Origin of the sequence: Staphylococcus sp. TE8, from assembly GCF_000692055.1 — a bacterium.
In the GTDB taxonomy this organism is placed as follows: domain Bacteria; phylum Bacillota; class Bacilli; order Staphylococcales; family Staphylococcaceae; genus Staphylococcus; species Staphylococcus capitis.
In genome coordinates, this window is sequence record NZ_JMGB01000001.1 from 320,016 (window position 1) to 334,209 (window position 14,194).

17 protein-coding genes are annotated in these 14,194 nt (G+C 33.3%); 14 read left to right on the forward strand and 3 right to left on the reverse strand.

What is annotated here, in order from left to right; translation table 11 throughout:
- The first annotated feature begins 118 nt into the window (after positions 1 to 118).
- The 5 genes from CM54_RS01635 to CM54_RS01655 all read left to right on the forward strand — a co-directional run bounded on the left by CM54_RS01635 (position 119) and on the right by CM54_RS01655 (position 4,688).
- On the forward strand, positions 119 to 967 hold the full coding sequence (locus CM54_RS01635; protein ID WP_030065006.1) for a DUF72 domain-containing protein: 849 nt from the start codon (positions 119 to 121) through the stop codon (positions 965 to 967).
- Between the two features lie 12 nt (positions 968 to 979).
- On the forward strand, positions 980 to 1,807 hold the full coding sequence (locus CM54_RS01640; RefSeq protein ID WP_002433256.1) for a sulfite exporter TauE/SafE family protein: 828 nt from the start codon (positions 980 to 982) through the stop codon (positions 1,805 to 1,807).
- 93 nt (positions 1,808 to 1,900) lie between these two features.
- Positions 1,901 to 3,220: a bifunctional metallophosphatase/5'-nucleotidase gene (locus CM54_RS01645; RefSeq protein WP_037548516.1), complete on the forward strand. Its 1,320-nt coding sequence runs from the start codon at positions 1,901 to 1,903 to the stop codon at positions 3,218 to 3,220.
- Positions 3,221 to 3,303: 83 nt separating this feature from the next.
- A complete protein-coding gene (gene lipA, locus CM54_RS01650; protein WP_002433269.1) occupies positions 3,304 to 4,221 on the forward strand; it encodes a lipoyl synthase in 918 nt (305 codons plus the stop codon).
- Between the two features lie 77 nt (positions 4,222 to 4,298).
- On the forward strand, positions 4,299 to 4,688 hold the full coding sequence (locus CM54_RS01655; protein ID WP_030065008.1) for a YutD family protein: 390 nt from the start codon (positions 4,299 to 4,301) through the stop codon (positions 4,686 to 4,688).
- Between the two features lie 120 nt (positions 4,689 to 4,808).
- Here the strand turns inward: CM54_RS01655 and CM54_RS01660 are convergent, their stop codons facing one another.
- Complete coding sequence (locus CM54_RS01660; RefSeq protein ID WP_037548520.1) at positions 4,809 to 5,075, reverse strand: DUF3055 domain-containing protein; 267 nt, start codon at positions 5,073 to 5,075, stop codon at positions 4,809 to 4,811.
- 118 nt (positions 5,076 to 5,193) lie between these two features.
- Here CM54_RS01660 and CM54_RS01665 point away from each other — a divergent pair, with 118 nt between their 5' ends.
- The 8 genes from CM54_RS01665 to dltD all read left to right on the forward strand — a co-directional run bounded on the left by CM54_RS01665 (position 5,194) and on the right by dltD (position 12,187).
- A complete protein-coding gene (locus CM54_RS01665) occupies positions 5,194 to 5,628 on the forward strand; it encodes a DUF86 domain-containing protein (RefSeq protein WP_002433111.1) in 435 nt (144 codons plus the stop codon).
- Positions 5,628 to 6,407, forward strand: a complete 780-nt coding sequence (locus CM54_RS01670; protein ID WP_037548527.1) for a TIGR01457 family HAD-type hydrolase — start codon at positions 5,628 to 5,630, stop codon at positions 6,405 to 6,407. Before CM54_RS01665 ends, CM54_RS01670 begins: the two co-directional genes overlap by 1 nt.
- A 73-nt stretch (positions 6,408 to 6,480) precedes the next feature.
- Positions 6,481 to 7,449: a 2-hydroxyacid dehydrogenase gene (locus CM54_RS01675; RefSeq protein ID WP_037548530.1), complete on the forward strand. Its 969-nt coding sequence runs from the start codon at positions 6,481 to 6,483 to the stop codon at positions 7,447 to 7,449.
- Positions 7,450 to 7,861: 412 nt separating this feature from the next.
- Positions 7,862 to 8,011: a teichoic acid D-Ala incorporation-associated protein DltX gene (locus CM54_RS01680; RefSeq protein WP_002433492.1), complete on the forward strand. Its 150-nt coding sequence runs from the start codon at positions 7,862 to 7,864 to the stop codon at positions 8,009 to 8,011.
- 15 nt (positions 8,012 to 8,026) lie between these two features.
- Positions 8,027 to 9,484: a D-alanine--poly(phosphoribitol) ligase subunit DltA gene (dltA, locus tag CM54_RS01685; protein WP_037548533.1), complete on the forward strand. Its 1,458-nt coding sequence runs from the start codon at positions 8,027 to 8,029 to the stop codon at positions 9,482 to 9,484.
- The gene (gene dltB, locus CM54_RS01690; RefSeq protein ID WP_030065014.1) at positions 9,481 to 10,695 is read left to right on the forward strand and encodes a D-alanyl-lipoteichoic acid biosynthesis protein DltB; all 1,215 of its coding nucleotides are present in this window, start codon (positions 9,481 to 9,483) and stop codon (positions 10,693 to 10,695) included. Before dltA ends, dltB begins: the two co-directional genes overlap by 4 nt.
- A 17-nt stretch (positions 10,696 to 10,712) precedes the next feature.
- Complete coding sequence (dltC, locus tag CM54_RS01695; protein WP_002433359.1) at positions 10,713 to 10,949, forward strand: D-alanine--poly(phosphoribitol) ligase subunit 2; 237 nt, start codon at positions 10,713 to 10,715, stop codon at positions 10,947 to 10,949.
- Positions 10,946 to 12,187 (forward strand): D-alanyl-lipoteichoic acid biosynthesis protein DltD, encoded by a 1,242-nt coding sequence (gene dltD, locus CM54_RS01700; RefSeq protein ID WP_030065018.1) that lies wholly within the window; start codon positions 10,946 to 10,948, stop codon positions 12,185 to 12,187. The genes dltC and dltD overlap by 4 nt, the downstream gene beginning before the upstream one ends.
- A 210-nt stretch (positions 12,188 to 12,397) precedes the next feature.
- On the opposite strand, the gene CM54_RS01705 is transcribed toward dltD, so the two are convergent.
- Entirely contained in the window at positions 12,398 to 12,640 is a 243-nt protein-coding gene (locus CM54_RS01705) for a NifU family protein (protein WP_002433501.1), read from the reverse strand.
- Between the two features lie 100 nt (positions 12,641 to 12,740).
- Between CM54_RS01705 and CM54_RS01710 the strand changes: the two genes are divergently transcribed.
- Positions 12,741 to 13,061, forward strand: coding sequence for a YuzD family protein (locus CM54_RS01710; RefSeq protein WP_002433267.1), 321 nt, complete (start codon positions 12,741 to 12,743; stop codon positions 13,059 to 13,061).
- 59 nt (positions 13,062 to 13,120) lie between these two features.
- Here the strand turns inward: CM54_RS01710 and CM54_RS01715 are convergent, their stop codons facing one another.
- Positions 13,121 to 14,185: an NAD(P)/FAD-dependent oxidoreductase gene (locus tag CM54_RS01715; RefSeq protein WP_030065026.1), complete on the reverse strand. Its 1,065-nt coding sequence runs from the start codon at positions 14,183 to 14,185 to the stop codon at positions 13,121 to 13,123.
- Positions 14,186 to 14,194: the final 9 nt, after the last annotated feature.

Sequence of the window (14,194 nt, forward strand, 5' to 3'; positions counted from 1 at the left end):
TCCTTCTCTTTTTTATATGAAAATCATCGATTTTTATAATAATAAAGAATATGTAAATTTTAGCTTGTTCGAGTGAACCACTCTATTATAGTGTGGTATCATGTTGGTGGTGATAAAAATGATAGAAATAGGTCTTACTGGTTGGGGAGACCATGATACATTATATGAGGATTTAGACCGCAAAAGTGACAAGTTAAAGACTTACGCTAGTCATTTTCCCATAGTGGAATTAGATGCCTCATATTATGCAATTCAACCAGAACGAAACATAATGAAATGGATAAATGAAACGCCTAAACGTTTTCAATTTATTGTAAAAATACACCAAGCATTAACCCTTCATGCAGATTATAAAGAATATGCGGAAACACGTAGTGAATTATTTGAACAATTTAAAGAGATGCTTGAGCCTCTTAAAGAGCATAATAAACTTGCGATGGTCCTAGTTCAATTTCCACCATGGTTTGATTGCAACGCTCAAAATATTAACTACATTTTATATGTAAGAAAGCAATTAGAGGAAGTTCCTATGTGCGTAGAGTTCCGACACCAATCTTGGTTCGATGATCGTTTTAAAGAGCAAACTTTATCATTTTTAACAGATCATCAAATTATACATTCTGTTGTTGATGAACCTCAAGTAAAAGAAGGTAGTATTCCTCTCGTTAACAGAATTACAAACCAAGTAGCTTTTGTACGTTATCATGGCCGTAATCGTCATGGATGGACGAAAAAAGATATGACAGATCAAGAATGGCGAGATGTTAGATATTTGTATGATTATAATGAAGAAGAACTTGAAGATTTAGCACAAAAGGTTAAAATCCTAAATCAAAAAGCTAAAAAAGTTTATGTAATTTTTAATAATAATTCTGGTGGACATGCAGCTCAAAATGCTAAAACATATCAAGACATACTAGGTATTGATTATGAAGGTTTAGCTCCACAACAATTAAAATTATTTTAAGAGGCGAATATCATGTTATTAACTATTATTTTACTTGTTTTAATAGGTGGACTCTCAGCAATCTTAGGGTCAATTGTAGGTATAGGAGGCGGCATAATTATTGTGCCGACGCTTGTATATTTAGGAGTGAATCATCATATACTTCATGGCATCACTCCACAGATTGCTATTGGTACATCTTCAGTTATCCTTATCGTTACAGGATTATCATCTTCATTAGGTTATTTAAAAACGAAACAAGTTGATATAAAAAACGGTTCTATTTTTCTTTTTGGCTTATTACCAGGATCGCTCATAGGTTCATTTTTAAGTCAATTTTTAACTTTAGATTCATTTAACTTATACTTTGGTATTTTTATGATTTGTGTAGCAATATTGCTTATGGTGCGTCATAAAATTAAACCTTTCAAAATATTTGATAAACCACAATATGAACGTACATATGTTGATGCAGAGGGTAAAACCTATCATTACAGTGTGCCGCCATTTTTTGCATTTGTCGCAACTTTATTTATAGGTATACTTACCGGTTTATTTGGTATAGGTGGAGGAGCTCTAATGACTCCATTAATGCTCATTGTATTTAGATTTCCACCACATGTTGCTGTAGGAACAAGTATGATGATGATTTTCTTTTCAAGTGTAATGAGTTCTATTGGACACATTGTACAAGGTCATGTTGCTTGGGGTTATTCAGTGGCATTGATTATTTCTAGTATTATTGGAGCGCAAATTGGAGTTAAAGTGAATCGTTCACTTAAATCAGATACTGTAGTCATGCTACTAAGAACAGTCATGTTATTATTAGGCGCATATTTAATAATTAAATCTCTCTTGTAATACTCTAAGCACTTCTACTTTTAGATAGAGATGTTAAATGCTAAAGTAACTAATAAGTATAATTGATTGATTAATTTGAGAGGGGGACGTGTCATGGAATTAACAATTTATCATACAAACGATATTCACAGTCACTTAAACGAATATGCCCGTATTCAATCTTATATGGCTAGCCATCGACCACAACTTCAACATCCCTCCCTTTATTTAGATATTGGTGATCATGTCGATTTATCAGCCCCTGTCACAGAAGCAACGATTGGTAAAAAGAATATTGAATTACTTAATCAAGCACATTGTGATATTGCGACGATTGGTAATAACGAAGGTATGACGATTTCTCATGAAGCACTACAAAATTTATACACTGACGCGAATTTTAAAGTCATATGTGCAAATGTGTTTGATGAGAAAGGATATTTACCTAATCATATAACGTCTTCATATGTTAAAGAAATTGAAGGTAGTCGTATATTATTTGTGGCTGCAACAGCACCATTCACTCCTTTTTACAGAGCACTGGATTGGATTGTGACTGATCCATTAGCGGCAATTAAAGATGAAATTGAAGCTCATAAGGGTCAATTTGATATTTTAATTGTTATGAGCCATGTGGGTGTTTTCTTTGATGAGAAATTATGCCAAGAAATTCCTGAAATTGATGTCATTTTCGGGAGTCATACACACCATTACTTTGAAAATGGTGAATTTAACAATGGCGTACTTATGGCCGCAGCTGGGAAATATGGTCATTTCTTAGGAGAAGTCAACCTAACCATCGAACATGGTAAAGTCTCTGATAAAAAAGCGAAATTACATCCTCTCGATGCGTTACCACAAGTTGAAACGCACTTTGAAGAAGAAGGTAAAGCTTTATTAAGTGAGCCTGTCATTGACCATCATGTTAAATTACTGAAAAAAACGGATGTCATTACCGAAACTTCTTACTTATTAGCAGAGAGTGTTTATGAATTTACGCATGCAGATTGTGCATTAGTGAATGCTGGGTTAATTGTGAATAGTATAGAGGCTGATAAAGTCACGGAATATGATATTCATCGTATGTTACCGCATCCGATTAACTTAGTGAGGGTTCGTTTAACCGGTGACGAATTAATTAAAGTCATTCAAAAGAGCCAAAAACAGGAATACATGCATGAACATGCTCAAGGCTTAGGTTTTAGAGGTGACATTTTCGGTGGTTATATTCTTTATAATTTAGGATTCATAGAATCTGAAAATAGATACTTTATAAATGGTGAAGAAATTCAAACAGATCACCAATACACGTTAGGTACTGTCGATATGTATACATTTGGTAGATATTTCCCAATTTTAAAAGGCTTGCCAACAGATTATATCATGCCAGAATTTTTAAGAGATATTTTCAAGGAAAAGTTGCTTAGATTTTAAATTTAACGTATATTAGATTTTAATTTATTGTTAATTTCGTTATAATAAACGAAGAGATATTAAACAGGAGGGTATGCGTTGTTATGGCGACTAAAAATGAAGAAATTTTGCGTAAACCAGATTGGTTGAAGATTAAGCTTAACACGAACGAAAACTATACTGGTCTCAAAAAGATGATGCGTGAGAAAAATTTGCACACAGTTTGTGAAGAAGCAAAGTGTCCAAACATACACGAATGTTGGGGAGCTAGACGTACAGCTACGTTTATGATTCTAGGGGCTGTTTGTACAAGAGCTTGTCGATTCTGTGCGGTTAAAACTGGTTTGCCGAATGAATTAGATTTAAATGAACCAGAACGTGTCGCTGAATCAGTAGAGTTAATGAACTTAAAACATGTGGTTATTACTGCAGTTGCTCGTGACGATTTAAGAGACCAAGGCTCAAATGTCTATGCTGAAACAGTGCGTAAAGTTAGAGAAAGAAACCCATTTACAACGATTGAGATTTTACCATCGGATATGGGTGGAGATTATGAAGCGCTTGAAACTTTAATGGCTTCAAGACCAGACATTTTAAATCATAATATTGAAACAGTTCGTCGCTTAACGCCTAGAGTACGTGCTCGTGCTACGTACGATCGTACGTTAGAATTTCTACGTCGTTCTAAAGAACTACAACCTGATATTCCAACGAAATCTAGTCTTATGGTCGGCTTAGGGGAAACAATGGAAGAAATTTATGAAACAATGGATGATTTACGTGCAAATGATGTAGACATCCTTACAATAGGACAATACTTACAACCTTCTCGTAAACATCTTAAAGTTGAGAAATATTATACACCATTAGAATTTGGTAAAATGAGAAAAGTTGCTATGGATAAAGGCTTTAAACATTGCCAAGCAGGTCCACTTGTACGTAGTTCATATCACGCAGATGAACAAGTTAACGAAGCAGCTAAAGAAAGACAACGCCAAGGTGAAGAACAATTAAGTAAATAAGATGTAATATATATTCTGAAACTTAGGTTGGTTCGTCATCAACCTAAGTTTTTATATTAATTAGATTAGGTGAAACGATGATTAAAGTAGAAGAACAATACTTTGAATTAATTGAAGAATATAGAGATTGTTTCAATGAGGAAACATTTGCAGCGAGATACTCAGATATTTTAAATAAGTATGATTATGTAGTTGGTGATTTTGGTTATGATCAATTACGTTTAAAAGGTTTTTATAAAGATAGCAATAAGAAAGCTGAGATAAGTAAACGGTTTTCAAGTATTCAAGATTACATACTAGAATACTGTAATTTTGGTTGCCCATATTTTGTAGTACGACATATACCCGAAAATGAACTAGTAGACGAAGTAGAGGATGAAGCGGATCTTATAGATAAACTTCATGATGTTAAAATACAACCTACCATTCAAGATACTGAGAAAACACAAGATACTGAAGATAAATAAAGGCCCATTAAGTCGAGCACTATATCTCGATTTAATGGGCCTTTATGATTTATAAGTAGATATATATCATTTTTTCTCATTGTTGTAGTGGTATGATTACGTTCTTGTTAACAGATATATTTAATGAATCACTTCGTTCAAGTATTCAATAATTTCATCGCCTTCTTCTTCTGTGACACCAAGTATATGAGGAATATAGCCTTCTTCTTCAATATCATCTGTTCCTATAATTCCGAATTTATTAGTTTGCATATTTAATACGAGTGTTTTCCCATAGTGTCTGTCAGTTTGAACGAGCATTAAATCATAACGACTGTGTTCTCCAACAAACCCTACGAACTGAACTTGGCTTTGTTCTTCGTCATCATATAAGTACATATCAATCATGCGTTATGCGCTCCTTTATTTTCCAAAAAGTGTTACGTCTAAGTATAACGACAAATGAAGACGACTGCAAAATTATGATATGATAAGCATGATAGATGTATGAAGAGGTGACGAACGAATGTATTTCGTAGATAAAGAAAAATTGACACAGAAATTGACCTATTTACAAGGTTTGACAGAGGATTATGATAAAAATAAAGAAAATCATTATGCGTATGAACGTATTGCTCAAATGTTAATCGAATCATCAGTAGATATTGGAAATATGATTATAGATGGGTTTATTTTAAGAGATCCAGGTAACTATAAAGACGTGATCGATATTCTAGAATTAGAAAATGTAATTTCTAAGGAAACTCAAACCCATATTAATGACACTGTAGATGTCAGAAAACAATTTGCACACAATTATACAGAATTAAATGTAAAAGAAATCATGCCTTTATTTGATAAATCATTGCCATATTATAAGGAATTTATCAAAGAGGTTGCACAATTTCTTGAAAGTGAGAACGTTCCAATTACTGCATTTGGAAAAGGGGAGAACCAATAGTGAAGAATTATAAAGCCTATTTAATCGATTTAGATGGTACGATGTACAAAGGTACAGATGAAATCGATGGAGCGGCACAATTTATAGATTATTTGAATCGCAATGAAATACCACATTTATATGTTACAAACAACTCAACGAAGACGCCGGACCAAGTTGTTGACAAACTTCGTGAAATGAAAATTGATGCGAAACCTGAGGAAATTGTGACTTCAGCACTTGCTACTGCTGACTTTATTTCAGAAGAACACCCAAATGCATCAGTTTACATGCTTGGTGGTAATGGCTTGAAAACAGCTTTAACTGAAGCAGGATTAACTGTAAAAGCTAATGAACATGTAGATTATGTGGTGATTGGTTTAGATGAAGAAGTTACATATGAGAAACTTGCAGTAGCCACATTAGGAGTTAGGAATGGTGCTAAATTCCTCTCTACTAATCCTGACGTCTCCATTCCTAAGGAAAGAGGGTTCTTACCTGGAAATGGCGCTATTACAAGTGTTGTTAGTGTTTCTACTGGGGTACAACCACAATTTATTGGTAAACCTGAAACGATAATTATGGATAAAGCTCTAGAAATACTAGGTTTAAATAAAGAGGATGTAGCCATGGTAGGAGACTTGTATGATACAGATATTATGTCAGGTATTAATGTAGGCATTGATACGATTCACGTTCAAACAGGCGTAACTACTTACGAAGAAATTCAAACTAAAGAAGTACCACCCACACATTCTTTTACAGATTTAAATGTTGCTATCACTGAACTTGAAAAGTAACCCATAGTACTGTGTAATAATTTTCTAAGGTAAACATTAAATAATAGATGTATAAATAAACTGGGGTGAGTGGATGAACAAAATACTAATTACTCGAAAGATTCCTCAAAAATTTATTGAACAATTAGAACAAATCGGCGATGTCGTCATGTGGGATAAAGAATTAACACCAATGCCTAGAGAAACATTTTTAAGTGAAGTTAAAGACGCTACTGCCTGTTTTATTACTTTAAGTGAAAGCGTAGACGAAGAAGTATTGACAGAAGCGTCTGACCTTAAAATTATTGCAAATATTGCTGTAGGTTATGACAACATAGATGTCGTCAGAGCGAATGATCATGACATTACTGTAACTAACACACCTGATGTATTAACTGAAACGACTGCTGAATTAGGTTTTACACTTATGTTAACAGTTGCTAGACGCATTATTGAAGCGGAAAGATATGTGCAAGAGGGTCAATGGCAAAGCTGGGGGCCTTATTTACTTTCCGGAAAAGATGTTCACGGTTCGACAGTAGGTATATATGGTATGGGCGGTATTGGTAGAGCGTTTGCACGTCGTTTAAAAGGTTTTAATACTCGTATTTTATATCACAACCGTACTCAGAATCCAGAAGCTGAAAAAGAGTTAGATGCGACGTACGTTTCGTTTGAAACTTTATTAAAAGAAAGTGACTTTGTCATTTGTACAGCACCGTTAACACCACAAACTGAGAATCAATTTGATTCAAAAGCATTCAATTTGATGAAGAATGATGCCATTTTCATTAATATCGGACGAGGTGCCATTGTTGATGAAACTGCATTGGTTGAAGCGCTACGAAATCATACTATTTTAGGTTGTGGACTTGATGTATTGCGTCAAGAACCTATTGATGTGAATCATCCTCTATTGAAACTTGATAACGCGGTGATTGTACCTCATATTGGAAGCGCATCACGTCTCACAAGAGATCGAATGGTACAACTTTGTGTTAATAATATTTTAGCTGTTTTAAATCATCAACTACCTATCACTCCGGTAAAAGTTAATAACTAAAAAGGTTTTTTAAACTCACGCAATCTAGGGATAATTATCCTTTTGAGGTTGCGTGAGTTTTTAGTGATTTAATCTAACAATTTTGTTAGTCGGTATGTAATTGTTTATTAGATGTTTTAGTCTTAAAATAATGATGTTCTAATAAAAAGAGGAACTTAAGTCTTTCCCAATGCGTGACGAAAAAATGTTTTACAAAGTCTTGATATCAAAGTGAAACATGCAATAATTATAAAAATAGAATTGAATTATAATTCAATTGTGACTATAATGAATTGTAAAACAAAAATATAGAAGTAGCATTGTATTTTTATGTTAACGATTCGAGAAAGCTTTAAATTTTGACGAATATATTTTTTTATGTAAGATGATTGTTTATATACATATCAAACAATCTAAGTTTAAGAGGTGCTATATGAAAACTAAAAGTAAAGAACCTAATAAGTATTATGAAAAAATGAAGCCTTACTTACTTACATTATTATATTTAGCTATATTTATAGCTTTATACTTAATATATGGTAGTGGCGATACACATAATAACTTCATTTATAATGAATTTTAATGAGGGAGAGTAATGATGGCAGAAATTATTAATACGTTAAATCATTTCGCTAAAGAACAGTCAGATAAGATAGCTGTTAGACATATAGAAGATGTCTTGACTTATAAAGAATTAGATGAAGCTTCAAGTAAGTTAGCACATCAATTACAAGATGGTAAAAAACCAATGGTATTATATGGACACATGTCTCCGTATATGATTGTCGGGATGTTAGGAGCAATTAAAGCGGGTTGTGGTTATGTACCTATCGATACATCAGTACCAGAAGAACGTGTAAAAATGATTATCGAAAAAGTTCAACCAGAATTTATTTTTAACACTTCAAATGAAACTTTAGAGCAATCTATCGGAAAAGAAATTTCTATTAAAGATATTCAAGACTCAAAAGATCCTGTTATTTTTGATAGTCAAATGAAATATAACGATGTTGTGTATACTATCTTTACATCTGGTTCGACAGGAGAACCTAAAGGGGTTCAAATCGAATATGCAAGTCTCGTTGAATTTGCCGAGTGGATGGTATCACTGAATGGAGCTGGACAAGGTCAAGAATGGCTAAACCAAGCACCATTCTCATTTGATTTATCGGTCATGGCGATATATCCATGCTTAACGTCCGGTGGTACTCTTAATTTAGTGGATAAAGATATGATTAAAAAACCTAAACTGTTAAATGAGATGTTAATGAACACACCAATTAATGTTTGGGTATCTACTCCTTCATTTATCGAAATGTGTTTATTATTACCAAATCTTAATGAGAAGCAATATAATAGTTTAAATCATTTCTTCTTCTGCGGGGAAATTCTACCTCATAGAACAGCTAAAGCTTTAGTAAGTAGATATCCAAGTGCCACAATTTACAACACGTATGGACCTACAGAAGCTACAGTGGCTGTAACAAGTATTCAAATCACTCAAGAGGTATTAGAGCAATATAATCCTCTACCAGTAGGCGTATCACGACCAGGTACAACATTATCAACTACTGATGAAGGTGAGCTTGTTATTGAAGGACAAAGTGTGAGTTTAGGTTATCTTAAGAATGAGGAGAAGACTACAGCGGTTTTCAACTTTGAAGATGGTACCAGAACTTATCACACTGGAGATAAGGCTAAAGAAGAAGATGGATTATGGTTTATTCAAGGACGTATCGATTTCCAAATTAAGTTAAACGGTTATCGAATGGAATTAGAAGAAATTGAAACGCAATTACGTCAATCACAATATGTAAGAGAAGCAATTGTCGTACCAGTTTATAAAAATGGTAAAGTTGTACATCTTATCGGTGCTGTTGTACCTTATGATAGAGTTGAAGACAACTTAGAAATGACAACGAATATCAAACATGAACTTAAATCACGCTTACCAGAGTATATGATTCCGAGAAAGTTCGAATGGATGGAACAATTACCACTTACTTCAAATGGTAAATTAGATCGTAAGAAGATTGCAGAGGTAGTTAACGGATGATTCCATATGGAACGTTTACCTTCTTCTTAATTGCTTTTATTGTGCTTATACCAGTTATAATACTCGGATTTTTAGGTAAGCGTAGTTATATTTATAACGGTATAAGTACCGCCATTATGATTGTACTTATCTTTTCTTCAGATAAACACAATCTTCTTGGTCAAAAGTATTTAAGTGTGCAATTGTTAAGTTTTATTATTTATGTAATTTGGCAAGTCGCATTAATCATGTTCTATTATAAGTCTCGTCAAAAGAATAATACATTTGCTAAATTTACTACTGTCATGGTGTTATCTATCCTACCATTAGCGATTGTGAAGATTCTTCAAAGTTCATGGTTAGGCGGACATCAGATTCATTTTCATGAAAGTAAATTAATCGAATTTGTCGGATTCTTAGGTATATCCTACGTAACATTTAAAAGTGTTCAACTTATTATGGAAATTAGAGATGGTTCAATTAAAGAGATCAAAGTTTGGAAGTTAATTCAATTTATTTCATTCTTCCCAACAATTTCTTCTGGACCAATTGATCGTTATAAACGTTTTGTTAAAGACGATAAGAAGGTGCCTACAGGTGGAGAGTATAGAGAGCTTGTTCTTAAAGCCATCCACATGATTATGTTAGGGTTCTTGTATAAATATATTATTGCGTACTTTATTCAAGTGTATGCAGTTAACCCATTACAAATGAACTTACACGGTTTCACACATATGTGGCTTTATATGTATGCATACAGCTTATACTTATTCTTTGACTTTGCAGGATATAGCTTGTTTGCGATTGCAGTAAGTTATTTATATGGAATTAAAACACCACCGAACTTTAATCAACCATTTAAAGCTAAAAATATTAAAGATTTCTGGAACAGATGGCATATGACTTTATCGTTCTGGTTTAGAGATTGCATTTACATGAGATCATTATTCTATATGTCTCGTAAGAAGTTATTAAAAAGTCAATTTGCAATGTCTAATATGGCATTCTTCTTAAACTTCTTTATTATGGGCATATGGCATGGTCTTGAAGTATATTACATTGTTTATGGTTTATACCATGCGGCATTGTTCATAGGGTATGGTTATTATGAACGCTGGCGTAAAAAACATCCACCACGTTGGCAAAATGGATTTACTACAGCATTGAGTATTATCATTACTTTCCATTTTGTAACATTTGGATTCTTAATTTTCTCAGGTAAATTTATTTAATAAAGGAGTAATTAATTATGGAATTTAGAGATCAAGTTTTAGACTTATTAGCAGAAGTAGCTGAAAATGATATTGTAAAAGAAAACCCAGATGTAGAAATTTTTGAAGAAGGTATTATTGATTCTTTCCAAACTGTAGGTTTACTTTTAGAAATTCAAAATAAATTAGATATTGAAGTATCTATTATGGATTTTGATAGAGATGAGTGGGCAACTCCTAATAAAATTGTAGAAGCTTTAGAAGAGTTACGATGAAATTTAAACCTTTCTTACCTATCTTAATTAGTGGTGTGATATTCGTTATCTTCGTCCTATTGCCAGCAAGCTGGTTTACGGGCTTAGTAACGGATAAAACGCTAGCTGATAATAGAATTTCTTTAACAGATCAAGTATTAAAAGGCACGCTCATTCAAAATAAACTATTTGAGTCAGATAAGTATTATCCAATATATGGTTCAAGTGAACTTGGTAAAGATGATCCTTTTAATCCAGGTATTGCATTGAATAAACATAATTCAAGCAAACAAACGTTTTTACTCGGGACTGGAGGATCAACGGATTTGATTAATGCAGTTGAATTGGCATCACAATACGATAATCTCAAAGGGAAGAAATTAACATTTATTATTTCTCCTCAATGGTTTACCAATCACGGTTTAACAAATCAAAACTTTGATGCTCGTATGTCACAAACTCAGATCAACCAGATGTTCAATCAAAAAAATATGCCTGCTGACTTAAAGAAACTTTATGCTCAACGATTATTACAATTTCCGCATGCTCACAATAAATCATATTTAAGAGAGCAAGCGAAACATCCAGGGGAAGTTTCAGGTAACTATATTTCTGCATTTAAAGAAAACCAACTTATAAAAATTGAAGCAATTAAATCTCTATTCTCATTTAAAAAGCCTCCATTAGCACATGTTAAACCTGCTACTGAAGAAGATGCATCTTGGAATGAGATGAAAGATAAGGCTATAGATATTGGGAAGGCTAATACTAAAACTAACAAATTTGATATTAGAGACCCATACTGGAAGTTAATTAAAGAGAATAAACGTAAAATAAAACGTGATTATGAATTTAATATTGATTCTCCAGAATTCCAAGACTTACAATTATTAGTGCAAACTCTGCATGAAGCAGGTGCAGATGTACAGTACGTAAGTATTCCATCAAATGGTAGATGGTATGATCATATCGGTATAGATAAAGATAGACGTGAGTCTATTTATAAAAAAATCCATTCTACTGTAGTAGATAATGGTGGTAAAATTTATGATATGACAAATAAAGATTATGAGAAATATGTAATTAGTGATGCTGTTCATATTGGATGGAAAGGTTGGGTGTATGTAGACCAACAAATTGCTAAACATATGGATGGTAAAGATCCTAAAAATCATAAAGTTGATTACTCCAAGAATCAGCCACCAAAAAAAGACCACAAAGCCCATGACCATCACGAAAAGAAGCATCATGATGAATAATTTATAATAATCAAGCCAGAGACTACAAATAAGTAGTTTCTGGCTTTTTAAATATAAACGTTGTCAAATTTTCAAAAGTAAATCAAAACTATATGTTAATGAAGAGTATAAAATATAAAAGAAGCAGTAAGATAATTTCTAATAAAAATTATCTTACTGCTGTTAATTTGAGAATAACATCCCAGACTCAATCTATACTCATATATTCGATTAGAATACTTGTTCTACCTCGATAACACCAGGAACTTCTTCATGTAGTGCACGTTCAATTCCGGCCTTTAAAGTGATTGTAGAACTTGGGCATGTACCACAAGCACCGTGTAATTGTAATTTAACAATACCATCTTCGACGTCAACAAGTGTACAGTCACCGCCGTCGCGTAATAAAAATGGACGTAAGCGTTCAATGACTTCAGCTACTTGATCGAACATCGTTGCGTTTTCAGTAGGCATGTGACATGTCTCCTTTCAAGTCATTTATTTCATAATCATTATTAATTCATTATAATAGATTCAGTAGTAAAAATCTATAAAACAAGATGGGGGATTTTTAATGACTAAAATAAGTGTTGTGGTTTATGGAGCTGATGTAATTTGTGCAAGTTGTGTTAACGCACCAACATCGAAAGATACATATGAATGGCTTCAACCTTTGCTAAAACGGAAGTTTCCAGAACATCATTTTGAATTTACATATATTGACATTAATCGAGATACAGAGAATTTAACAGATCATGACGAACAGTTTATTGAAAGAATTCAAGAAGACGAATTGTTTTATCCATTAGTAACGATGAACGATGAGTATGTTGCTGACGGTTACATTCAAATGAAACCAGTTGTACGCTTTATAGAAACGCATTTTGAAGCGTAGTTTAATACAGAAATAAAGGCAAGTTCTTAAATGAGTAGAACTTGCCTTTAATAAGTGATTTAACCATTATGATATTTATAAAGCCAAAGCACACCAGATTTTAAAATTGAAGCTAAACGACCAGTGACTGTACGATCCATTATATATGCGAAACCTTGTTTATCTCCAAGAGAACCTAAGAAGCCTTGGATTTTAATTTCAGGCATCTTATCTGGTAGTGATTCATTATTCCATTGTTTTTTGAGTACATCGGCAATTTGATCACCTTGTAGCTCGGCTAATTGTGCACTAGGTGCATGAGGAAGATCTGCACAATCTCCTACTACATACACATTTTTATAAGTTGGAACTTGATGGTATTGATTAAGAATGACACGTCCTGTATTGCTTAAATCGATTGGTAAGTTACGTACAACTTCAACAGGTTGTATTCCTGCTGTCCAAACTACTAAATCAATATCTTCAGGTTGACCGTTATTATATATCTTACCGGGTTCAACGCGATCAATAACTGAATTTGGTACTACAGTAACGTCGTGTTTAGAAAACCACTTTGATATGTATTTACTTAGCTTTTCAGGGAAATTTCTTAAAATACGAGGGCCTCTATCGTATAGAAGAATCTCTAAATCTGAACGACTTTCACGTAATTCACTTGCTAATTCGATACCACTAAGTCCAGCTCCTACAATTCCTACACGCGCACCGGTAGGTAATTCACTGATACTATGAAAGGTTTCACGTGATTTAGATAATGTTTGAATGCTATGTGTATATTCTTCAGCGCCAGGAACATTATGGTATTTATCTTCACAACCAAGTCCTATAATGAGTTCGTCGTAGTCGATTTTAGAATTGCCTACAGAAATGATTTGTTCCTCTAAATTAATATCATTGATTTCACCATATACTGTATTAATTTGTTTATTATCTGGAAATTGCATACGTACGTCTTTGTCTGATTTTGTACCTGCTGCTAGTGCATAGAATTCAGGTTTTAATCCATGGAAAGGCATTCGATCGACTAACGTCACTTGATACCCCTCGGGAATTGAATTTGGTAAGATACGTGACATAATTCGCATATTACCATAACCCCCGCCTAGTAAAACTAAGTTTTTCATTTTTTATAC